We start from the raw sequence: 20,659 nt of genomic DNA on the forward strand, positions 1-20,659 counted from the left end.
TTATTCACTTATACTAACGTTTCATCACAAAGCTCTGTTACATTTTTAAAGTATTGCAAGTTCTCCTTCGCTTCAGCTTCATTAAATAAATTGAGTTGCTTCATTATTTCAGTAGCAAATTCAACGTACGCAGATCCTACCGCTGTTATTATTTTTCCATCAACAGTTACATCTTTATTTTGTTTATATTCCCATTCATGTAAATGCGCTAAGTGTTTTTCATCTAATGTTAATGATGTTGAAAACTTCTTTTTATTAAGTACTCCTGCTGCATGTAGTAAAGATGTTCCTGCACAAATACCCGCTATCCATTTATTTTGCTTATGTAATTCATTCACGATAGATAACAATTGTTCATTTTCTAAATGATCAAAAATATGTCCTCCTGGTACGATAAACACTTCATAGTCCGCTATTTCAATATGCTCAATAGAGACATGTGGTTGACATAAAAAACCACCTTCTCCTGTAACTGTTTTTCCGTCTACAGTTGCTGTTATTATTTCGAATTCCTTACTGATCAAAAATAAACTCGCTATATTCACTTCAAACTCTGCAAATCCATCGAATAAAAAGATTAAAGCTTTTTTCATATTATCCCCTCCCCCTATACTTATTCGAAGACAATCATATTTCTCCTCCAAAAAAGGCAAACCCGCACCTCAGGTTTGCCTTCTTACTCATTTCTTATTAAATCCTTTTTCACTTAAAAACTCTTTCATATGCATTCTTTTTTCTTTAGACATAAACGAACTCATTGATTCCGTCCATGTTATGTTTTTTTGATTTGATGATCTTTCTTTGTAATAAGCGCTCATCGTTTCATCGTATTCGCTTAATAATTCATCATATTTCTTTTCATCATATCCATTTTCATGAAGGATTGCTGATACTGGTAAACGCGGTTTCACTCCATGTTCTTCATTTGGCACGCCAACTGTCATTCCGAATACAGGATATACTTTATCTGGTAAATGAAGTATATCACTCACTTCTTTCGGGTTATTACGAATACCACCAATATAACAAATACCGTATCCTAACGATTCTGCTGCTAACGCCAAGTTTTGCGCAAAAAGTGAAGCATCTACCGTCGCAACGATAAAATCTTCTACCCCTTCATGCTTTATCTCCGTACCATGTTTTTCACATGCCATTTCAAGTCGTTTTAAATCTGCACAACAAACAAAGAATGCTGCACAATCTTTCACGTGACGATTTCCGGATAACTCTGCTAGTTTAGCCTTTAGTCCCGGGTCTGTTACATTTATAACAGAGTACGCCTGTACGAAATGTGAGGAAGCCGCATGCTGCGCAGCTTGCACCATTCTTTCTACCACTTCTTTTGAAATTGGTTCTTCTTTATATTTACGAATTGAAACGTGTTGCTCCATTTTATGTATGATCTCATTCATGAAAAACACTCCTTTTTTCTCTTTATAATGAAAAATTAACATATCTTTTTCAATATTCACAACTTATAAGCACAAAAAGAGCAATTCTTTTTGAATTGCTCTTTTTTAAAACATACATTATTACGGTAAATGAAATTATATCATCGATTATTTCAATATATCAACGATTCCTTACACTATATCAACGATTTTTCGAATATATCGACGATTCGACAAGGGATATCGACTTACCGACAAATAACGACAAACTTACAATAAATTATTCCATATTACGCCGTTTTCAAAACTTTAATACCTTTTACGATATTCCAAATAAAGTAATAAATTCCTACAAGAATGAACACTGCATATGTGATCATCATTCCAATTCCTGCACCATCAGATTGATTGAAGCTTAAACCATATATTCCTGATATCGCTAACCCTCCGAATAAAATTGCATACGGGAAAATATGTGACCAAAATGCTTTTTTCGCGTGGTATTTCACTTCATCCTCCGCAACGAAGTACACGATAATTGGCAGTAAAAATGGTGCAAAAAAGATACTAAAGTAACAGAGCGAAGATAAAATATTATTTCCTTTCATCCGATTCACCTCTTATTTTTTGTTACCTTCATTATGTCAGGAATCTACCCCAGAAACTATCGCTTTATCTTTCATTAAGATGACATATTTGTAAGATTTCCCGCAAAAAATCCCGCCTGGAATGCTAGGCGGAATCAATTTCGCTATATTCGATTCATAAACCAATATTGCGTAATCGCTAAATATTCTCGTACATTTGATGAAATGATAATTCGCTTCGGTGTTTCGGCCGGAAGACCTTCTAATTGCAAACCTTGCTTTGCTGCTATTTTTTTCGCTCTAAACATATGGAAATCGTTCGTTACGATCATACCTTTTTTCATATTGGCTGGGATTAACGGTTTTGAGAATGTAATATTCTCATCTGTACTCGTTGATTTATCCTCCATTATAATACGGTCTTCTGCAATATTTTGTTTCATTAATCCTTGTTTCATCGCTAATGCTTCTGAAATATCTTCACCTTTTCCTTGTCCGCCAGATACGATAGCGATTGTTTTCTCATGTGATTTTAAATATTCAGCTGCTTTATCAATACGATATTGTAATGAGTACGATGGTTTCGTTCCGTTTACTTTCGAGCCTAATACAATGATATAATCGGCATCGTCGGTGGCATTCATATGCCCATGCTTATAAATGTTATATTGTAAAAATCCCGCATACACGGCGCAAACCGTTATCATTGCTATAATATACTTAATTATTTTCTTCTTTCTCATATCTATATACTCCTATGTTCTTTGCTTCTTTCATCATAATATCCATTTATTTGTTTGTATACAGACAAATTCCAACTAACCCTAATTTATCCTCCAAAAGGTAATATTTCTATTATTTTCGGGAATAGTAAGTACAACTTCGCACGAAGGAGTGTCCCTATTGCTTCTCTTTTTATGTAACGTATCATTCTTTTTTATTTTATTTTTACTATCGCTTAAGCTACTCGGTAAATCCGCATTAGCACAACTAACTCCTCATGATTTTGGGGCTATTATCTTTTTATCTTATTTAGCTTTTCAGGCCATACCAGTCTCTGGTGCTTTACAAGCCTTTCTCGGTATGGTTGTTATTACATGTTTGCATTTACTTCTTACAAAATTAAGCTTACTAAACAAACTAAATCGTTTCATTCTCGGGCACCCCATTATTTTAATTAAACACGGTGATATAATTTTTGAGAATTTACAAAAAAGTAGATATCCGATCGCTGAATTACTTTCTAACCTTCGCGTTGCAGGATATCCAAGTGTTCATGAAATTGAATATGCAATTTTAGAAACGAATGGAGCGATTAGTATTTTACCAAAGAGGGAGCTTGTACCATTAACTCCGAAAGATTTAAACATTGATGTTACATATGCCGGATTACCAATTGCCCTTATCGTTGATTCACAAATTCAATACGATAACTTAAAATTAATTCATAAAGACGAAAAATGGTTATATAAAGAATTAAAAGAAAAAGGAATTACAACTATTAAAAACGTTGCTTTTGCGTCTGTTCAAGAAACGGACGGATCATTTGCGATTAGTTTAAAAAAATAAAAACTCCCCTTACTTGCTTAAGGGGAGTTCTTCATCATATTGCTTCTTTCTCACCTGCCATATTTAATGGCACAGGATGTTTCATACGATTCATCGTAAATACGATAATCGCTGTCATTACTTCAGCTACTGGCATAACGAGCCAAATTCCATTTATCCCAAATAATTTCGGCATAATCCATAACAATGGGATAATAAATAGTAATCCACGGCTCATTATAATAAGCACTGATTTTGTCGTTTGTCGCACTGATTGGAAATACTCTCCATACACAATGTTATAACCTAAAAATACGTATTGGATAAAGAATAAGCTAATACCTGTTAAGGTTAACTCCAATAATTCTGGAGATTGAACATCAAATAAACCAATGATATATTTCCCGAAGAATAATCCGACAATTATCGCAACGCCTCCAAGGACAACTGCAATTTTCACAGCAAACTTCAATCCTTCACGAAGTCTCTCTGCTAAATTGGCACCATAATGGAAACTAGCAATTGGTTGTAATGCAGCACCTACACCAAAGAATAATAGTAATGTCATCGCATGAATGCTATTGACCATCGCATAGGAAGCTACTCCTACTTCTCCTGCATATTGGACGAATGCGATATTAAAACCAATCGTTACGATTGCCACCGTACTTTCTGTTATGAAGCTCGGAAAACCTATTATCATAATTTGTTTAATCGTATCCCATTCAAAATGGAATTTCGTCCACTTTAAAATACTACTTTTTCTAAAGAAATGCGTTAATAATACAAGGAAACCAATCGCTGCCGAAAGAATAGTCGCTGAAGCAGCACCTGTTACGCCCCATCCAAAAATAAAAATAAAGATATAGTCAAACACTATGTTTAATACAGCCGTTACAACAAGACCTGCCATTGCTAAATTAGGATTTCCATCATTTCGTATAAATGTACTTAAAATATTTTCTAAAACGTATATCATTCCAAATGTTAATAGTACGTGTAAATAGTCTAACGCATACGGTAAAATCACTTCATTTGCACCGAATACGTATGCTAAATCTTCTATTCTCCATAAGCAAATTGCTGCTAAAACACCTACGATAATTACTGCTACCGTCATGGATTGAGTAAAAATAGACCTTGCTCTTTCTATTTTATTTTCACCTAATGCAATGGAATATAACGTTGCCCCGCCCATTCCAATCCATAATGAAATAGAGAAGAAAATTGAAAAGGCTGGAATAGCCACGTTTACTCCTGCTAAACCGTTTGCTCCAACTCCTCTACTAATCATAACCGCATCAATCACGATATTAACTGACATTAATACCATTCCTAGAACGGCTGGTATTAAATAAGAAATAAATAAACTTTTTATCGGTTTTTCTCTTAATTTTTCTGTTGCTTCCATACTATTATGCTCCTTTTTTCAACGCTCTGTTCACATTTTAAACCTTCAAGTAACTTGAAGGTCAAGAGAGAATTAAAAAATAGGTAACTGAATTATACTAATGAATGTAAATTTGTAATCAGTTCAAAGGTTTTCACCTTATTTTTTCACTACAGGAATTTGAATTTCTGTTACTTGCTCATCTGGATTTCCTGTTACAGACCAATCAATTAATGCAATCTCAATCGCATCTCCACTTACTTCATATCCTTCTTGATCAATGTATGCAAGTAATTCCTTGTACGTTGCATCTGTTTCTTCATAAGGTCCATGATGATAAGAACAAGCATATAAACCTTCCTTAATCGCATCTGAAGTATGCACTTCATACGGCATATAATCCAAAAGAATAAACACGCTACTATAAGCTTGAAACTCCTTTTGCATTAATCCCTTTTTTGCAACGGTTACACCGATATCTCCAGAAAATAAGCTATCATCCATTTGCCTCATATTTTTTTGCAATGAGTGGATATAGTACTCAAACATATCATCCGTCGTATTCGGGGCAACTGCAATTGCTGTAATTTTCCGCTGTGGGATTTCTTTAATTACCATTTGTTCCGATTGTGCTTTTGTTGCTTCCTTAATTAAACGAATTCTATGCTCCATTTTCGCCAAAGCGTACTCAATTTCTCTTTGTTTTTTCAACATCAGTTCTTGTTGTTTTTCCAGTAAATTGAGTGCATATGCTGGATTTCTTTCATCAATATAATTCTTGATTTCCTTTAATGGAATATTTAACTGGCGTAAAAATTTTATCGTATCTAATAGTGAAAATTGATCGATTGTATAATAGCGATAATTCGTTTGCGGGTCTACAATAGACGGATGAAAAATTCCTTTTTCATCATAATAGCGTAAAGTCGATTCCGCTATATTATGCATTTTTGCCATTTCTCCAATTGTAAAACGTTTATTTAATAACATATTCCCTTCTCCAATTCGTTAAAAATGTAGCTTTATTTCTTCTTATTATATAGTGATTCCCTCCATACCTAAATCAAATCCTATTATGAAAATCTGCTATTTTTTCATTGATTTTTAATAAATTTTATTATATATTAATTACAGGTTCAAATTACGAGTTCAAAAGAACTTGTAATAAGATCCTTTGTTTAATGGGTTTTTACATATTTTCATTAGGCAAATTCCGAGAAATCGTATGATAAAAATAAAAATGATGAGGAGAGGATCCGATGGAATTCGAATTTTTCTTTCAAATTGCACTTATTTTATTAAGTACAAAGCTTGCTGGTGATCTTAGTGTTAGATTAGGTCAACCTTCTGTACTAGGTAAATTAATTGTCGGTATCGTTATCGGTCCAGCTGTATTAGGTTGGATTGAAAATTCAGAGCTTCTAACACAATTAAGTAATGTCGGTGTTATTCTTTTAATGTTTATGGCAGGACTTGAAACAGACTTAGATGAATTAAACGCAAATCGTAATTCTTCTTTAGCTGTTGCACTTGGAGGTATCATTCTTCCGTTCGTAGGTGGTTACGTTTCTGGTCTTGTTATGGGAATGGAACAAGGAAATGCTGTCTTCTTAGGATTACTTCTATGTGCGACAAGTGTTAGTATTTCTGTTCAAACACTTCGCGATTTAGGGAAGATGAAAACACGTGAAAGTACTACTATGCTTGGCGCTGCTGTATTTGATGACATTCTTGTCGTTATTTTATTAGCATTTGCAATGAGCTTCTTAGGTACAGACGATGTTAACCTAGCAATGGTCATCTTGAAGAAAGTTGTATTCTTCGCTTCTATTATTTTAATCGGATGGAAAGGTGTTCCTGCGATTATGCGCTGGTTATCACCACTACGCGTATCTGAGTCTATCGTGAGCGCGGCTCTTATCATCTGTTTCTCATTCGCATATTTCGGCGAACTATTAGGAATTGCTGGTATTATCGGTGCTTTTGCAGCTGGTATCGCTATTTCTCAAACGAACTACAAACATGAAGTAGAAAAGAAAGTTGAACCAATCGCTTACGCTATGTTCGTTCCAGTATTCTTCGTAAGTATCGGTATGAATATTACATTTGACGGTATTGGCAATCAAATTTGGTTCATCCTGGCATTAACAGTAATCGCTGTATTAACGAAACTAATCGGTTGTGGATTCGGTGCGCGAATGACTGGATTTGACGCTAAGTCTTCTGCAATTATCGGTGCTGGTATGGTTTCACGTGGTGAAGTTGCACTTATCATCGCAGGAACAGGACTTTCTTCAGGTCTACTAGCACAAGATTACTTTACAGCTATCGTTATTGTCGTTATTTTAACAACGATGATTACACCACCAATGTTAAAATACACTTTTGGTGCAAAAGATAAAGCAATGAAAGCAAGTAAATAAATTTCATATTAATAAAAGGAGATTACTATCTTATAAGATAGTAATCTCCTTTTGCATTTTATCTTTAAACAATTCCGTTTATTTTTAGCCAGTTTTCAAAAATAGTTCTTGCTTCTTCATCATCGATATCATTACTAAATGAATACACCATAATGCCATAATCATTTATATATTCACCTAGTTTCATTTTCTCCACTTTTTTGTAAAAATCGGTTATTTCATAGTGTGGAATATAAGCATCCCAAACTGGTTCATGCATTCTTTTGTACGCTGTCACTTCTAAATCATATCCATCTTCATAATATCCGATGTGATAATGTTGACTAGGATCATATTCCCCCATAAAATTCCCCTCCCTTTGAAAATTTATCATATTTTACATAATAAACAAAAGCGAGCTGTATATTACAGCTCGCTTCATTCATTAAATACGTTCCATCGCCGTCTTCAACGTTCCAACAACGAAAGCAATTTCTTCACTTGAAATAACAAGTGGTGGTGCTAATGTTAAGACGTTATTATATCCTGCTGTTGTCATACCGTTACGGCCTATAATTAATCCTTTTTCTTTACAAGCATTTACAACACTTGCAATTTTGTCGTTATCAATTGGCTCTTTCGTCTCTTTATCATTTACTAGTTCGATTCCAACTAGTAGACCTTTTCCTCTAATATTTCCAACTAACGGATGTTCCCCGATTTCTTCTTTTAATTGATCTAATAAAAGCGAGCCCATTTGTGCAGAGCGCTCAATTAAATTTTCATTTTCCATAATCTCTAAGTTTTTAAGCGCTAATGCACAAGCTGCAGGATTTCCGCCGAATGTATTAATATGACGGAAGAATTCATATTCTCCCTTCCCTTTAAATGCTTCATATATTTCTTTTTTCACAGCTGTCGCTGATAATGGTAAATATGCGCTCGTAATCCCTTTTGCCATCGTAATAATATCAGGCTTCACGTCATAATTCATAAATCCAAATGCTTTTCCTGTGCGTCCGAAACCACAAATCACTTCATCGCTAATGAGTAGTGCACCGTGTTTTTGACACGTTTCATGAACAGCTTTCATATAGTCTTGTGGCGGCATTAAAATGCCTCCGCCCGTAATAATTGGTTCCATAATAAAAGCGGCAATCGTTTCACTTAATTCCCATGTCATAACACGATCTACTTCTTTCACACACTCTACATCATAAATATTTTGTGATTCGATTTCTGGCATGCGATAACAATCGGGCGGCGTTACATGTAAAAATCCTGAAGCAAATGGCTCATATTGATATCTGCGCTGTGCTTGTCCCGTCGCTGCCATCGTTGCCATTGTATTCCCATGATATCCGCGGTAACGTGACATAAATTTATAACGATGCGGTTCACCTTTTTGAGCATAGTATTGTCTTGCTATTTTAAAAGCTGTTTCGTTCGCTTCGGAACCACTATTAGAGAAGAAAATAACATATTCTCCTCCAAGCCACTCATTTAATTTTTCTGCAAGCTTTATAGCCGGTTCATGCGATTGTGACATCGGAAAATATGATAATGTTTGTAATTGCTTATATGCTGCCTCTGCGAGCTCTTTTCTTCCGTATCCACTATTCACACACCAAAGACCACTCATACCATCTAAATATCTTTTCCCTTGTATATCTTCAACCCAGCACCCTTCAGCTTTTGCCCCTACCATTGTACTATTTGGACTAAAGGGACGCATTCCGTGCCAAACATATTGCTCATCTTTTGCTAATAATTCATCTGTTTGTTTCGTTTTCATCATTTCTTCCACCTTCCATAACAACTTATTTTTCACAAAAGCTGCGCTGGTGCCATGATGATTTAAATTTCTCCCTGCTATTTTCATTCCACAAAATTAAGACAAATCCTACTTACAAAGCAGTATTATTTACAAGAAAATAACAAAAGAAAAAGGAGCTTTTCTTATATATCGAAAAGCCCCTCTTTTTTAATGTGAAGATGCATCGCTAATACCATGACCGGTATTAGATTTCACAAGAATTTCATCAAATTTCGCTGCGTCCTCTTTCTTGCTAGATAAAACAGTTCCTAAATAGGCTGCAAGAAACCCGAGCGGAATCGAAACAATGCCCGGTGTCGTATATGGGAATATCGCTTCTCCAACAAATATAGCTTTTCCAGCTACAGGGTTCCAAACGTTTGGACTTAACGCTACGAGAACAATTGCTGATACAAGACCTACGATCATACCAGAGATCGCACCGGTCGTATTAAAGCGCTTCCAATATATTGTAAACAAAATAACTGGTAAGTTTGCACTCGCTGCAACTGCAAATGCTAATGAAACTAAAAATGCTACGTTCAATGTTTGAGCAAATAACGCTAGTATAATAGATAATACCGCTACTCCAATAGATGCATAACGAGCCATTGATACTTGCTCTTTTTCAGTTGATTTTCCTTTACGAATAATCTCATTATAAAAATCATGTGCAAAAGCTGATGCCGCTGTTAATACAAGTCCTGCTACTACAGCTAAAATCGTTGCAAAGGCAATGGCTGATACGAATGCAAATAAGAAATCTCCGCCTAACGCTTTAGCTAATAAAGGTGCTGCCATATTACCAGCTGGATTTGCTTTAATAATTGCCTCATTCCCTACAAACGCAGCTGCTCCAAATCCTAAGAAAATTGTCATAATATAAAACGCACCAATTAACCATGTCGCATATACAACAGATTGACGTGCCGTTTTTGCATCACGTACTGTAAAAAAGCGAACAAGAATATGTGGTAATCCTGCAGTACCAAGAACTAGTCCTAAATTTAAAGATAGCGTATCAAGACCATCCTTATACTTTACTCCTGGATTTAAAAACGAATCTTTTAATGGAGTAGCAGTTTTCATTTGAGCGAACATTTCAGTCACACTAAAATTAAATTTTGCGAAAACGATAACAGAAATAATAAATGTACCAGCCATAAGTAATACAGCCTTAACAATTTGTACCCAGCTCGTTGCAGTCATTCCGCCAAAAATAACGTACACTGTCATTAATGTACCAACAATTAAAACGGATGTTGTATATTCGATTCCTAATAATAATTTAATAAGTGCACCCGCACCAACTAATTGTGCAATCATATAAAAAATGGATATCGTCATCGTATTAAGCGCTGCAACTCCGCGAACTTTTTTCGCATCAAAACGCGCCGCAATCATATCTGCTAATGTGTATTTCCCTAAATTTCTAAGTGGCTCTGCAACTAAGTATAATACAACTAAATAAGCAACTAAGAAACCGATACTATAAAAGAAACCATCAAACCCAGTTAACGCGATCGCTCCAGCTATACCAAGAAAAGACGCAGCAGACATATAATCTCCCGCAATGGCCAGACCATTTTGCCAACCCGTTAATCCCCCTCCAGCTGTATAAAACTCACTCGCATTTTTCGTTTTCTTCGATGCAAAATAAGTTATGACGAGTGTACCAAGAACGATGATTAAAAATAGTGCAAAAGCGGTTGTATTCAAAGTCAGCCCCTCCCTTTTTGCATCTCTTGCAGAATGTTTTGTGAAATTTTATCAAAGGATTCAGCTTTTTTGCTATAAATCATACATAATGACCACGTCATGATAAATTGTGCAAAAGCAAATATCCACGCCCACGTAACATCACCAAATGCCGGTGTATTGAGTACCTTTGAATACGATGTTAAAATAGGTAACGCAATAAAAAAACTTAAAAAGAAAATACTCATTGGAACGATGAACTTCTTTTTCGTATTTAATAATAATTGAAATTCTTCTGACTGAACAACCTCTGTATAATTCACCTCATTTTGTAACTTACGGGCTGACGTATCATCTCTTTTCATTCTCTAATCCCCTCTCTTTACTAGAAATACAATTCCCCCTTGCATACCTAAAGACTAAATTTTATAAATATTCAGAAACTTATTTCCATTTTAGACAATCCATACATTCCTGCAAAGATTTTTCGATAGACATTTTTCGGCATTTTCCCCTAAGTTTTTAATATACTTTTTCACCATAAAATTTACGCACCAGTGAAGCTTTAATACTCATTAAAACAAAATAAAAAAGTAGTGCTTATCGCACCACTTCCGTCTTTTTCTCCTTTTCTAAATTACGGGCTGTTTCACTTAATTCCACTTCTTTTCCATCTTTAAGCGTTCCAAATATAAAATCGAACACTGGATTTGAAACACCGAACCAAAACTTTTCATTTTTATAATGATGTAATATATGCTGTTTTTTGAGCCATCTTCCAAACTTAGTGAAGGGACGAATCGGTCTATGTGCAATATAATGTTTCCATTCGTAAACGAGGAGCATAATAATCATTCCGATTCCAAATGAAAGTGTTATAGTAACACTTTTTGTAATACCATATGATATAAGTAAATATATAGTAAAGCTAGGTATACTAAACCATACAGGCAAAAATAAAAGTTTTAAATCATCTGGATATACGTGATGATCATAATGTAATCTTCTTAACATTTTTAATAAGAATGCATTTTTAGGTGGCTTTAAATGGAATAAAAAACGATGTGTCATATATTCGTTAAACGTATAAAAAATAATTCCAAACACACACGCTAACATACCCATCCATGTAAAAAATTGCATTTTTAAAATAATGATAAAAACAAATAGAATACTATACATAATAACGATATCATGTTGCAAAAAGAACTCTTTCCCCACTCTCTTCATCTTTCTTCCCCCTTTTCCCCAAAAAACAGCCGCAACATATCGTTACGACTATTTCTTTTCTATTCTTATTCTATTCACTTTACAAATTTGCCTGCTGCTCTATTGTCGAGAAAAAATTGTTTGGCCCAAATATATTTTGCTTCGGAATAATATGTTCCACTGCAAAGACTGTTACTTCGCCCCTTTGTACTTCTCCAATAATGAGTCCAAATAATTCATGATTTACCGCAAACGTCGGTTGCTTCGTTTGCAGTAATCTTGCTGCATTCTGAAAGACTGCCTCATATAATGGATTCCTATCAGTAATTTCTTTTCGGATTTTTGGTGCTAACGTAATAATAATTTCTTTTCCGTCAATAGTGGTTCGATACATAAAAATCTCCCCTTCAATCTTATGTGAACAACTGTAAAGCCTTGTATGCAAAATGGATAGAATATCCTACCAAAATAATACCTGCTCCGGCTGTTATATAGCCAAGTGCTTTTTGCTTTAATAAAGTCCTTCCAAAATGTACAGAAAAAGCAATATTTAAGTTCCACAAAATAATACCAACAATAATGCACAGACTGTACAAAAAAGCTTCTTGTTTCGTCACCTTTATAAGTAATGAGCTAAGTGTACTTCCGTATATGCCAAACCAAAAAACAAGATTTAATGGGTTGGATATTGCAATTAAAAAACCTGCCATAAACGATTGTTTAAGGCCACCTACCTCTTCTTTTTTATATTCCATATTCGAGTGAGAAATTCCTTGTTTTACACTTTGAAATCCTAAATAAAATAATAAGAAAAATCCTGTGCAATACATAAAAGCTTGTACATATGTATACATAAAGACAGAAGATAAACCGAAATAGATGAGAAGCATAAACAAAATATCTGCAGTCATTCCACCAATTCCAACAACCCACGCGTGCCAAAACCCTCGTTCAATTCCTCGTTTTAACATTTCAATATTAATCGGACCTACTGGCGCGGCCAATGAAATACCTAATACAATTTGCTGTATAATTGCTCCAAACATTGCTCTATCCTTTCTACTTCTTTTACTATTAAGTAATGATGTAACTTTAAAAAATAGACTAGCTTTCATAAGAAATATTCACTACTAAAATACCCTTTTTTATCCAAAATATACAAAAGAGCCATCCAGATGATGGCTCTTATTTTTCCACTCTATGAAGAAAAGGACATCTCCCTTTCATTGGCTCTACATCATCCCCTATAAAGTATTGTTTCCATTCACGATGGTCTGGATCACCATAATGACTAATGTTAGGATGTTTCGGCAGCTGATCCCACTTTTCAACTCGTTCACGAACCATTTGTCTTGAATATGCTCCCTTAGGACGATCGCCTTCTAATCCATCAAAAATGGTGCGTGGCTGAAATCCAATAACGAGGGAATTTCCTAAATGTCTCGTTTTTCTCTGTTTATAAGCTGGCGCATTTCCAAACGCGAATATTGGCTCACCACCAAATGAAAATTCCCATAAATGATGGTCAGGGTTTTCTGGAATTTGCCTCGGCCATGTTTGATGATCGTTTTCATGTAAATACTGTAGTACTTTCCAAAAGTATTCACGGTAATATTCCAATGAGTATTCTTCACATTCTGGTTCTACAAAGAGAAAAAAGCCTCTTCTTACAATCGGCCGCTCTTTCATTAACTCCAAAAAAGATAACATTGTATTCGGCAAATGACTCCAATCATTATGAGAAAGAAATGAATAACGAAGCTCGTTCTTTTTCAAAGCTGTTAAACCAAAATAACAAGGAAAAGTTGGTTCTAACACGATACTCGAAAAATTTTGAAATTCTTTTGCAACCCAATTCGGTATGTCTGCTCTAGTTTTCATTCCTTCATTATCTAACAAGTAAGACTCATTCATCCTTTCACCTCATTATGTATAGCATTCAATTAAGAATATTACATACTCGGCCTGTCCTATACCTATTTAAAAATTAGACTAAAAAATTATTTAAAAATACAAAAAAATAAAATCGCTTACTTGACTAAATTCTACCAATTCGTGTATATTTAAATTAATCATTTAGCAGAATATTCAAGATTATAGCATTTTTAATTTATATTATCTTTTTAAATGAATTTCACTAAATGAAAAAAGCAAACGTTTTTAGGAGGAATTGTAACATGCAAGGAAAAGTAAAATGGTTTAACAACGAAAAAGGTTTTGGATTTATCGAAATTGAAGGCGCTGACGATGTATTCGTACATTTCTCTGCTATTCAAGGCGAAGGCTACAAAGCTTTAGAAGAAGGTCAAGAAGTATCTTTCGATATCACTGAAGGAAACCGTGGACCTCAAGCTGCTAACGTAGTAAAACTTTAATCCAACATATAACAGGAGGTTACCTTACTTGGTAACCTCCTTTGTTATTCCTTTGTATATTTCCGTTTTACAGAGCAAAAACTATGTGAAATGCGCACTATACAAAGGAGGAATTATTAATGGGATCAGAAGTAAATGATTTTGAAGAAGTGAAATTCCGTGTAGAAACAGCACAAAAAATGGTAGGATCAGCGACAATTTCAATGGATCCAGATACATTAGAGCATGCCACTACTGCTGTAGAAGCAGCTCGTTCTCAACTTGAAATTATGAAGTCTGTGGCGACAGATTTAGATGAGCCATTTCTAATGAATGAGGAAAAGAAATTAAGCAAGTGTGAGCATCAATTAAACGAAGCAAAGCACTAAAAAAACATCCAGAGAATTTTCTCTGGATGTTTTTTATGACAACTGTTCTCCATACTTTTTCAATGTTTCTCCAACTGTACATTGCCTAATACAAAAGGAATGGGCATAATATTTACTATTTGTCTTTCGATTATGTTCTCGTAAAAAGCACCCTTCACAATATGTTTCCAATAAGTCATTTACCTCCATAATGAGTTGCTTTTTATCCATCTTTGCACCTCTCTATTCGGTTATTTCTTTATGACTATCAATGACCGTTCCTTCTAATGCTTGCGTAGCTAATTGATGTGCTTCTTTATTTTGTTTTCTAGATATTGGCTCGCATACAAGTTTTAATTTCATTTGCTTCGCCTTTTGTTCAATTTGGTCTAAATAATGATTTAAATGCTCATCATAGCAAGGCCATTCTCCGACCAATTGCTGCAGCACCACTTGAGAATCTCCGCGAAGTGTAACTGCTTCATACTTAATCCCTAATTCCTCGAGTATATTCATACCGTATAACAATGATGCATATTCCGCTTCATTATTATCATATATACCTTCCATATATGCATTGCGGCGAATTCGGTAGTTTGTATTTCCTTTTTTATAATACACACATATACCGACTCCAGCTTCTTTCGTCTGTACATCATAACCACCATCAAAATAAACAAGTATTTCTTGAGGTTCTTCCTCCACTTGTTTACTCAGCTTTTTCATTTCCTTTAATGACCATTCTGCATCCATTTCATCGTAAAATGAAATTTCTTTCACTCTTCCTGTTTTCTCGAAGTCCTCCGCAAATTGAAGTGCTTCCTCTATGTTCATATAATCTGTTGTTAATTCAGTATGCAAACCACGCTTCGTTTTATACAGCCAATGAATTTTATATTTCATACTAGATTCCCCTTATGTAAGACTTCTTATATATATTTTATTATATTTTACCAAGAGTCACAGTATTATATTCACTATAATCACATACAAAAAGAGCTATCCCCTATAGGGATAGCTCTTTCATCTATTACATAAATCTTTCAAATTGTACTCGTTTATTAATCCAGTACATTACAGGCATACCGATCGCCATGACAACAAATTCACCGATTGCACATGTTAACCAAGTCAACATAAATGGTAAATCAAATGCAAGATGAAGTTCGATCGCAATCATAAACATTGTAATCGTAAAGATAACTGTATTAAAAATCATACGAGCCCAAACACCTTTAATAAATCGCATAGAAATAATCGTTGCAACTAATGCAAGAATAGATTGCCCTACTCCAAATACTAAATCGTAAGCGATCATTGGTGAGAAAAAGAGATTCGTTAAAAATACACCTAATACAATTCCGTAAATTGCTTTCTTATTAAATACAACGAGATGATTAAACATCTCTGAAATACGAAACTGTACATTCGTAAAGCCAAATGGCTGAATAAGCATAGAAACAGCAATATATAATGCCGCTAAAATACCATTACCGACTAATGTTCTTATATTCATGACAAAATCTCTTTAGTTTTTTTACGTGGGATGGTTTCGAACCACGTTATTCGTTTTTTAAGCAACAAGATTATATTTTAAGCGGTAGCCCCCCTTTCGTCAATAGATCCCTATCATAAACTACCTTTTTCCTTGTAGACAACGTATAATGAAACATATGAAATATTTAGGAGGTTTCACTTCATGACTGCAACAATTCAAAACGAAAAAGTGATCGTTTCCATCTCTGACAAAGGTGCAGAATTACAAAGCGTTCGCTTAAAAGAAGACAACACAGAATATTTATGGCAAGGTGATTCTACTTATTGGGGACGCCGTGCACCAATTTTGTTCCCGATTGTTGGCCGATTAGTAGATAATACATATTATGTAGATGGAAAACCTTATTCTTTAACACAACACGGCTTTGCACGTGATCTTACATTCTCTGTAAAAGAACAAAGTGAAACGAAAATTACTTATATTGTTAAGAGTAATGAAGAAACATTAAAAAAATACCCATACGAATTTGAATTACTCGTTTCTTATGAGCTAGATGGACAAATCGTTCATGTAACATATGACGTAAACAACCCTACTTCAAAGGAGATGTTCTTCTCAATCGGTGCACATCCTGGATTCAATTTCCCGTTATTAGACGGCGAATCATTTACAGATTATCATCTATCTTTTAATGGTCCAGAACGATTAGAAACAAGTGTACTAGAAGGACCTTATCTTTCAAATAACAAGCAATTAATCGCTGAACATACGAATGAATTACCACTTACATACGATTTATTCAAAAATGATGCGCTTATTTTTGAAAATATGAATACGAATGAAATTTCGATTCGTTCTCATAAACATAATAAATTTGTAAAAGTAGAATTTGACGGATTCCCATTTGTCGGTGTATGGACCCCAGGGAATAATGCACCTTTCTTATGTATCGAACCTTGGTATGGAATCGCTGATGAAGTAAAACCAGCAAAAGATTTCAAAGAAAAAAAAGGAATTCAGTCTTTACAAGCGAATGAAACATTTACATGTCGTTACAGCATTACAATTGGATAAATACTCTATCCCCTACTTTGAGAACACTTGTAAGTAGGGGATAATCTTATAATTTGGAGGTTTCTCATTTTGATTGAAGTATATATTGATGGTGCAACAAAAGGAAACCCTGGCCCTTCTGGTGCTGGAGTGTTTATTAAAGGCGTACAACCACCTGTACAATTGTCATTACCACTTGGGACAATGTCCAATCATGAAGCAGAATACCACGCTTTACTTGCAGCATTAAAGTATTGCACGGAGCATAATTATAGCATTGTATCTTTTCGTACAGATTCTCAGCTTGTTGAGCGAGCGGTTGAAAAAGAATACGCAAAAAATAAAATGTTTGCACCACTTTTAGATGAAGCATTGCAGTACATAAAAAGTTTCGATCTCTTTTTTATTAAGTGGATTCCAAGTAGTCAAAATAAAGTAGCTGATGAATTAGCTAGAAAAGCTATCTTACAAAATTAATGGGGGTATGAGTGTGAAAAGAGAGTGGATTGCTCCTCTTGCTTTATTATTTGTCTCTTTTATTTGGGGAGCTACGTTTGTTGTCGTTCAAAATTCTATGTCTTTTGTCGGGCCATTTACTTTTAATGGTATTCGTTTTTTATTCGCCGGAATTATTTTATTATTCGTTCAAATGATTTTCTCAAAAAAAACTTCAAAACAAGATATAAAACAGAGTAGTCTCGCTGGATTAACCGTTGGATTGTTTTTATGCGTTGGCTATGTATTACAAACATTCGGTTTACTTTATACAACTTCTTCAAAAGCTGGTTTCTTAACAGGGCTTAGTATCGTTATGGTACCAATTTTGTCTTTTATCTTTTTAAAACAAAAAGCTACCATTTTTATCGTAATTGGCATTGCTGTAGCAACAGCAGGTCTATACTTATTAACAGCTGGTGATTCTTTTCAATTAAACATTGGAGATATTCTCGTTCTCGGTTGTGCTGTCGCATTCGCTGCACATATTCTCATTAACGGATTTTTTTCTAAAAAAATCTCCCCTTTATTATTAAGCACGTCACAAGTATTAGCTGTTGGTATGTTTTCTTCTATTTGCGCTTTTTTATTTGAAGATTGGGAAAAATTGTTTTCAGTAGCACTATGGACGAATTCTTCCTTTTTATTCGCTCTATTTCTAACTTCCCTATTCGCGACATCCATTGCTTTTTTCATTCAAACATCAGCACAAAAACATACGTCTCCAACGAGAGTAGCAATTATTTTCGCAATGGAGCCCGTTTTTGCTGCCTTAACAGGCGTTCTCGTTGCAAACGAACAACTTTCTATTTCCGCTATTATTGGATGCCTATGTATTTTCCTAGGCATGGTTTTTGTTGAATTACCTTCAAAAACAAAAAAAGAAGCGCAGGCTGCGTGAAGTTACGCTTGTAACTTCCGCATAAAAGCCTTAGCGCTTTTTTTATCTGTAATTTCTTCCTCTTTCAATCGTTCTAATAACGCAACAAAATAACTGCCATCAAACTGCAATTGATGTTTAATTGTCGCTTCTATTGCTGCATTTACAATCCCATCAGATGCACCCGTATATCCTTGTCCGAACATAATAAATCCTTGTGCTTCCTCTGATAATTTAAATCCTTTCGTATGTAAGAATGAAAGATAATCTTCTACTGTTTGCATGTTATTCCCACCTACTCAAAAATTCTCCATCTCCTATCATACATGTTTTTACACGCTATGAGAATGAAATTTCTTTGACAACTTTGTAAATCAATCATCTACTTCACTTACAATGGAGGATTTCCTTACAATATGAAGGAATATGTACAGTGGAACTTATTTCATATTAAAGGGGAGACATGATGAAACAAGCACTATTAATTATCGATGCTCAGCAAGAATTAATTGATGGAAATGAACAAGAAAGTGAAGTTTTTCGTAAAACCGAGTTATTATCTACACTCAATACAGCTATACAGAAAGCAATAGATTCCAATGCTCTTATTGTTTTCGTAAGAGATATCGATGTTGCTTCTGGTAGTGGCGTAGGCTTTGAAGTACATAATCAAATTAAAGTACCTCAGTCTGCAATTCTTATTAATAAAGCAGCAACAAATTCATTCTACGGTACTTCATTACTTGAACTTTTAAAAGAAGAAAAAATCAATCATATTGTAATAGGTGGCTGTAAAACAGAATATTGCATCGACACCGCCGTTAGAACAGCCACTGTACAAGGATTTGATGTTACATTAATTAAAAACGGTCATTCAACAACTGACTCTAACGTATTGTCTGCCGAGCAAATTATTGGTCATCACAATAAAACTTTACATGGGCATTATAACGTTGATCATTTTTCTATGGTGAGGGATATCGAGGAAGACCTCTTTCAACCTACTCATGACCAATATCGTGATTAAATTATCTAAAAAAGAATCCTTACGTGAAAAGGATTCTTTTTTCATCCAAAAATTTGCGCTGCAATACTGTATAGTTCTCCATTTCTTTTCAAAAATTGACCACTATTTTTCATCATTATTGGTGGTGTATTAACCTTTTGAAAGCCAAGAACCTCTAATTGATTCATAAAACCTTTCTTCCCTTCTGGTACATCAATTCTTAGTTTACCATTATTCCCTTTTGCTAAATCATGTACAATTCTCATTGCCATCTCATCATTTTTAGCAACGACCGGCCCTATTATTTTATTTTCTGATGTTTGTATGTTTAAACCGTAACCTAATACATTTTGTGCCTTATCCTTTACAACGATGCACTGTTCACTTTGTATAATTCTTTTCTTTAAAAATGCTTTTCTATTTGTTCCAAACGCATATTCATCTATTTTTATTATTTTTTCTAAATCACTCTCTTCATAATGCATCATATAATCTTCATTTCCTACACAATAATCATTCGCATTGTACGAGTTACATATGTATTTAGAAACATAGCTTACTGCCCTAAATCCTAATTTTTCATATAAAGGCTTCCCCTCATCCGTAGCAATCAACATAATTGGAGTATGAGCTGATACGCTTTTAACGCATACATCCGTTATTATCTTTCCAATCCCTCTCCCCTTATAATCTGGATGTACAATCACCATTCCGATAGACGCTAAATTCTCCCCATATAATACTATTGCCGCGCTAGCAATTAGTTCCTCTCTCTCATTCCAAACACCGTATACAATCCCTGCGTTAAAAATAGTCTCAATTTCTTCTCTGTTATAATCCCACCCAATATAAGAAGATAATGATACAATATCCCCTATTTTTTCTTCCCTAAGACGCTCCACGCTATATGCCAATTCTCTCATTCTCCACCTCATCACTTAGACGTTTGAATCAATCTTCC

General features: G+C 34.6%; 27 protein-coding genes and 1 riboswitch. Of the genes, 8 read left to right on the top strand and 19 right to left on the bottom strand.

Going from position 1 to position 20,659, the window contains the following annotated elements:
* Positions 1-8 precede the first annotated feature (8 nt).
* From DN410_RS00245 to DN410_RS00260, 4 genes are all read right to left on the bottom strand, one after another.
* On the bottom strand, positions 9-593 hold the full coding sequence (locus DN410_RS00245; RefSeq protein ID WP_149174860.1) for a type 1 glutamine amidotransferase family protein: 585 nt from the start codon (positions 591-593) through the stop codon (positions 9-11).
* 87 nt (positions 594-680) lie between these two features.
* The gene (gene nfsA, locus DN410_RS00250) at positions 681-1,415 is read right to left on the bottom strand and encodes an oxygen-insensitive NADPH nitroreductase (protein ID WP_149174861.1); all 735 of its coding nucleotides are present in this window, start codon (positions 1,413-1,415) and stop codon (positions 681-683) included.
* Between the two features lie 269 nt (positions 1,416-1,684).
* Entirely contained in the window at positions 1,685-2,002 is a 318-nt protein-coding gene (locus DN410_RS00255; protein WP_149174862.1) for a magnetosome magnetite crystal formation protein family, read from the bottom strand.
* Positions 2,003-2,145: 143 nt separating this feature from the next.
* The gene (locus DN410_RS00260; RefSeq protein WP_149174863.1) at positions 2,146-2,724 is read right to left on the bottom strand and encodes a YdcF family protein; all 579 of its coding nucleotides are present in this window, start codon (positions 2,722-2,724) and stop codon (positions 2,146-2,148) included.
* 160 nt (positions 2,725-2,884) lie between these two features.
* Between DN410_RS00260 and DN410_RS00265 the strand changes: the two genes are divergently transcribed.
* Positions 2,885-3,550, top strand: a complete 666-nt coding sequence (locus DN410_RS00265; protein ID WP_149174864.1) for a DUF421 domain-containing protein — start codon at positions 2,885-2,887, stop codon at positions 3,548-3,550.
* Positions 3,551-3,584: 34 nt separating this feature from the next.
* On the opposite strand, the gene DN410_RS00270 is transcribed toward DN410_RS00265, so the two are convergent.
* Both DN410_RS00270 and DN410_RS00275 read right to left on the bottom strand, forming a co-directional pair.
* Complete coding sequence (locus DN410_RS00270) at positions 3,585-4,940, bottom strand: MATE family efflux transporter (protein ID WP_149174865.1); 1,356 nt, start codon at positions 4,938-4,940, stop codon at positions 3,585-3,587.
* Between the two features lie 138 nt (positions 4,941-5,078).
* Entirely contained in the window at positions 5,079-5,909 is an 831-nt protein-coding gene (locus DN410_RS00275; protein ID WP_149174866.1) for a MerR family transcriptional regulator, read from the bottom strand.
* A 269-nt stretch (positions 5,910-6,178) separates the two neighbouring features.
* On the opposite strand from DN410_RS00275, the gene DN410_RS00280 reads away from it, so the two are divergent.
* Entirely contained in the window at positions 6,179-7,342 is a 1,164-nt protein-coding gene (locus tag DN410_RS00280) for a cation:proton antiporter (RefSeq protein WP_149174867.1), read from the top strand.
* A gap of 64 nt (positions 7,343-7,406) precedes the next feature.
* Here the strand turns inward: DN410_RS00280 and DN410_RS00285 are convergent, their stop codons facing one another.
* The 8 genes from DN410_RS00285 to DN410_RS00320 form a co-directional block, all read right to left on the bottom strand.
* Positions 7,407-7,685, bottom strand: a complete 279-nt coding sequence (locus DN410_RS00285) for a DUF3986 family protein (RefSeq protein ID WP_149174868.1) — start codon at positions 7,683-7,685, stop codon at positions 7,407-7,409.
* An 81-nt stretch (positions 7,686-7,766) separates the two neighbouring features.
* A complete protein-coding gene (locus DN410_RS00290; protein ID WP_149174869.1) occupies positions 7,767-9,116 on the bottom strand; it encodes an aspartate aminotransferase family protein in 1,350 nt (449 codons plus the stop codon).
* 189 nt (positions 9,117-9,305) lie between these two features.
* On the bottom strand, positions 9,306-10,856 hold the full coding sequence (locus DN410_RS00295) for a solute symporter family protein (protein ID WP_218947451.1): 1,551 nt from the start codon (positions 10,854-10,856) through the stop codon (positions 9,306-9,308).
* Positions 10,857-10,858: 2 nt separating this feature from the next.
* Positions 10,859-11,200, bottom strand: coding sequence for a DUF485 domain-containing protein (locus DN410_RS00300; RefSeq protein WP_000817374.1), 342 nt, complete (start codon positions 11,198-11,200; stop codon positions 10,859-10,861).
* A 235-nt stretch (positions 11,201-11,435) separates the two neighbouring features.
* Positions 11,436-12,065: a sterol desaturase family protein gene (locus tag DN410_RS00305; protein ID WP_149174871.1), complete on the bottom strand. Its 630-nt coding sequence runs from the start codon at positions 12,063-12,065 to the stop codon at positions 11,436-11,438.
* 79 nt (positions 12,066-12,144) lie between these two features.
* On the bottom strand, positions 12,145-12,438 hold the full coding sequence (locus DN410_RS00310) for a cytoplasmic protein (RefSeq protein ID WP_088231518.1): 294 nt from the start codon (positions 12,436-12,438) through the stop codon (positions 12,145-12,147).
* 19 nt (positions 12,439-12,457) lie between these two features.
* Positions 12,458-13,090: a LysE family transporter gene (locus tag DN410_RS00315; protein ID WP_149174872.1), complete on the bottom strand. Its 633-nt coding sequence runs from the start codon at positions 13,088-13,090 to the stop codon at positions 12,458-12,460.
* A 139-nt stretch (positions 13,091-13,229) separates the two neighbouring features.
* The gene (locus tag DN410_RS00320) at positions 13,230-13,958 is read right to left on the bottom strand and encodes a YqcI/YcgG family protein (protein ID WP_149174873.1); all 729 of its coding nucleotides are present in this window, start codon (positions 13,956-13,958) and stop codon (positions 13,230-13,232) included.
* A 263-nt stretch (positions 13,959-14,221) separates the two neighbouring features.
* Here DN410_RS00320 and cspB point away from each other — a divergent pair, with 263 nt between their 5' ends.
* The gene (gene cspB, locus DN410_RS00325) at positions 14,222-14,419 is read left to right on the top strand and encodes a cold shock-like protein CspB (protein WP_001161727.1); all 198 of its coding nucleotides are present in this window, start codon (positions 14,222-14,224) and stop codon (positions 14,417-14,419) included.
* A gap of 119 nt (positions 14,420-14,538) precedes the next feature.
* Positions 14,539-14,787, top strand: coding sequence for a DUF2564 family protein (locus DN410_RS00330; protein ID WP_000534394.1), 249 nt, complete (start codon positions 14,539-14,541; stop codon positions 14,785-14,787).
* A gap of 33 nt (positions 14,788-14,820) precedes the next feature.
* On the opposite strand, the gene DN410_RS00335 is transcribed toward DN410_RS00330, so the two are convergent.
* The 3 genes from DN410_RS00335 to DN410_RS00345 all read right to left on the bottom strand — a co-directional run bounded on the left by DN410_RS00335 (position 14,821) and on the right by DN410_RS00345 (position 16,282).
* Positions 14,821-14,997, bottom strand: coding sequence for a zinc-finger domain-containing protein (locus DN410_RS00335; protein ID WP_149174874.1), 177 nt, complete (start codon positions 14,995-14,997; stop codon positions 14,821-14,823).
* 12 nt (positions 14,998-15,009) lie between these two features.
* Positions 15,010-15,669: a ribonuclease H family protein gene (locus DN410_RS00340; RefSeq protein WP_149174875.1), complete on the bottom strand. Its 660-nt coding sequence runs from the start codon at positions 15,667-15,669 to the stop codon at positions 15,010-15,012.
* 127 nt (positions 15,670-15,796) lie between these two features.
* Positions 15,797-16,282, bottom strand: coding sequence for a QueT transporter family protein (locus DN410_RS00345; protein WP_001026467.1), 486 nt, complete (start codon positions 16,280-16,282; stop codon positions 15,797-15,799).
* Between the two features lie 6 nt (positions 16,283-16,288).
* Positions 16,289-16,333, bottom strand: a riboswitch (PreQ1 riboswitch).
* Between the two features lie 132 nt (positions 16,334-16,465).
* Between DN410_RS00345 and DN410_RS00350 the strand changes: the two genes are divergently transcribed.
* From DN410_RS00350 to DN410_RS00360, 3 genes are all read left to right on the top strand, one after another.
* The gene (locus DN410_RS00350; protein ID WP_149174876.1) at positions 16,466-17,338 is read left to right on the top strand and encodes an aldose 1-epimerase family protein; all 873 of its coding nucleotides are present in this window, start codon (positions 16,466-16,468) and stop codon (positions 17,336-17,338) included.
* Between the two features lie 69 nt (positions 17,339-17,407).
* Positions 17,408-17,794, top strand: a complete 387-nt coding sequence (locus DN410_RS00355; RefSeq protein ID WP_088231524.1) for a reverse transcriptase-like protein — start codon at positions 17,408-17,410, stop codon at positions 17,792-17,794.
* Between the two features lie 13 nt (positions 17,795-17,807).
* Positions 17,808-18,713 carry a DMT family transporter gene (locus tag DN410_RS00360; protein ID WP_149174877.1) on the top strand — a complete coding sequence of 302 codons (906 nt, stop codon included), beginning with the start codon at positions 17,808-17,810 and terminating at the stop codon, positions 18,711-18,713.
* Positions 18,714-18,715: 2 nt separating this feature from the next.
* Here DN410_RS00360 and DN410_RS00365 read toward each other — a convergent pair whose 3' ends face one another.
* Positions 18,716-18,976 carry a DUF6123 family protein gene (locus DN410_RS00365; RefSeq protein ID WP_001195212.1) on the bottom strand — a complete coding sequence of 87 codons (261 nt, stop codon included), beginning with the start codon at positions 18,974-18,976 and terminating at the stop codon, positions 18,716-18,718.
* 182 nt (positions 18,977-19,158) lie between these two features.
* On the opposite strand from DN410_RS00365, the gene DN410_RS00370 reads away from it, so the two are divergent.
* Positions 19,159-19,719, top strand: coding sequence for a cysteine hydrolase family protein (locus DN410_RS00370; RefSeq protein WP_149174878.1), 561 nt, complete (start codon positions 19,159-19,161; stop codon positions 19,717-19,719).
* A gap of 41 nt (positions 19,720-19,760) precedes the next feature.
* Here DN410_RS00370 and DN410_RS00375 read toward each other — a convergent pair whose 3' ends face one another.
* A complete protein-coding gene (locus tag DN410_RS00375) occupies positions 19,761-20,621 on the bottom strand; it encodes a GNAT family N-acetyltransferase (RefSeq protein WP_149174879.1) in 861 nt (286 codons plus the stop codon).
* Positions 20,622-20,659 lie beyond the last annotated feature (38 nt).

Origin of the sequence: Bacillus sp. SH5-2 (genome assembly GCF_008368905.1) — a bacterium.
GTDB classification, from domain to species: domain Bacteria; phylum Bacillota; class Bacilli; order Bacillales; family Bacillaceae_G; genus Bacillus_A; species Bacillus_A luti.

Excerpts from the sequence above, each read along its gene's own strand:
- DN410_RS00365 (WP_001195212.1), bottom strand. The coding sequence starts at position 18,976 with ATGCAAACAGTAGAAGATTATCTTTCATTCTTACATACGAAAGGATTT.
- DN410_RS00315 (WP_149174872.1), bottom strand. The coding sequence starts at position 13,090 with ATGTTTGGAGCAATTATACAGCAAATTGTATTAGGTATTTCATTGGCC.
- DN410_RS00310 (WP_088231518.1), bottom strand. The coding sequence starts at position 12,438 with ATGTATCGAACCACTATTGACGGAAAAGAAATTATTATTACGTTAGCA.
- DN410_RS00370 (WP_149174878.1), top strand. The coding sequence starts at position 19,159 with ATGAAACAAGCACTATTAATTATCGATGCTCAGCAAGAATTAATTGAT.
- DN410_RS00350 (WP_149174876.1), top strand. The coding sequence starts at position 16,466 with ATGACTGCAACAATTCAAAACGAAAAAGTGATCGTTTCCATCTCTGAC.
- DN410_RS00305 (WP_149174871.1), bottom strand. The coding sequence starts at position 12,065 with ATGAAGAGAGTGGGGAAAGAGTTCTTTTTGCAACATGATATCGTTATT.
- DN410_RS00375 (WP_149174879.1), bottom strand. The coding sequence starts at position 20,621 with ATGAGAGAATTGGCATATAGCGTGGAGCGTCTTAGGGAAGAAAAAATA.
- DN410_RS00300 (WP_000817374.1), bottom strand. The coding sequence starts at position 11,200 with ATGAAAAGAGATGATACGTCAGCCCGTAAGTTACAAAATGAGGTGAAT.
- DN410_RS00335 (WP_149174874.1), bottom strand. The coding sequence starts at position 14,997 with ATGGATAAAAAGCAACTCATTATGGAGGTAAATGACTTATTGGAAACA.
- DN410_RS00330 (WP_000534394.1), top strand. The coding sequence starts at position 14,539 with ATGGGATCAGAAGTAAATGATTTTGAAGAAGTGAAATTCCGTGTAGAA.
- DN410_RS00280 (WP_149174867.1), top strand. The coding sequence starts at position 6,179 with ATGGAATTCGAATTTTTCTTTCAAATTGCACTTATTTTATTAAGTACA.
- DN410_RS00290 (WP_149174869.1), bottom strand. The coding sequence starts at position 9,116 with ATGAAAACGAAACAAACAGATGAATTATTAGCAAAAGATGAGCAATAT.
- DN410_RS00340 (WP_149174875.1), bottom strand. The coding sequence starts at position 15,669 with ATGAAATATAAAATTCATTGGCTGTATAAAACGAAGCGTGGTTTGCAT.
- DN410_RS00320 (WP_149174873.1), bottom strand. The coding sequence starts at position 13,958 with ATGAATGAGTCTTACTTGTTAGATAATGAAGGAATGAAAACTAGAGCA.
- DN410_RS00260 (WP_149174863.1), bottom strand. The coding sequence starts at position 2,724 with ATGAGAAAGAAGAAAATAATTAAGTATATTATAGCAATGATAACGGTT.
- cspB (WP_001161727.1), top strand. The coding sequence starts at position 14,222 with ATGCAAGGAAAAGTAAAATGGTTTAACAACGAAAAAGGTTTTGGATTT.
- DN410_RS00245 (WP_149174860.1), bottom strand. The coding sequence starts at position 593 with ATGAAAAAAGCTTTAATCTTTTTATTCGATGGATTTGCAGAGTTTGAA.
- DN410_RS00345 (WP_001026467.1), bottom strand. The coding sequence starts at position 16,282 with ATGAATATAAGAACATTAGTCGGTAATGGTATTTTAGCGGCATTATAT.
- DN410_RS00255 (WP_149174862.1), bottom strand. The coding sequence starts at position 2,002 with ATGAAAGGAAATAATATTTTATCTTCGCTCTGTTACTTTAGTATCTTT.
- DN410_RS00285 (WP_149174868.1), bottom strand. The coding sequence starts at position 7,685 with ATGGGGGAATATGATCCTAGTCAACATTATCACATCGGATATTATGAA.
- DN410_RS00275 (WP_149174866.1), bottom strand. The coding sequence starts at position 5,909 with ATGTTATTAAATAAACGTTTTACAATTGGAGAAATGGCAAAAATGCAT.
- nfsA (WP_149174861.1), bottom strand. The coding sequence starts at position 1,415 with ATGAATGAGATCATACATAAAATGGAGCAACACGTTTCAATTCGTAAA.
- DN410_RS00270 (WP_149174865.1), bottom strand. The coding sequence starts at position 4,940 with ATGGAAGCAACAGAAAAATTAAGAGAAAAACCGATAAAAAGTTTATTT.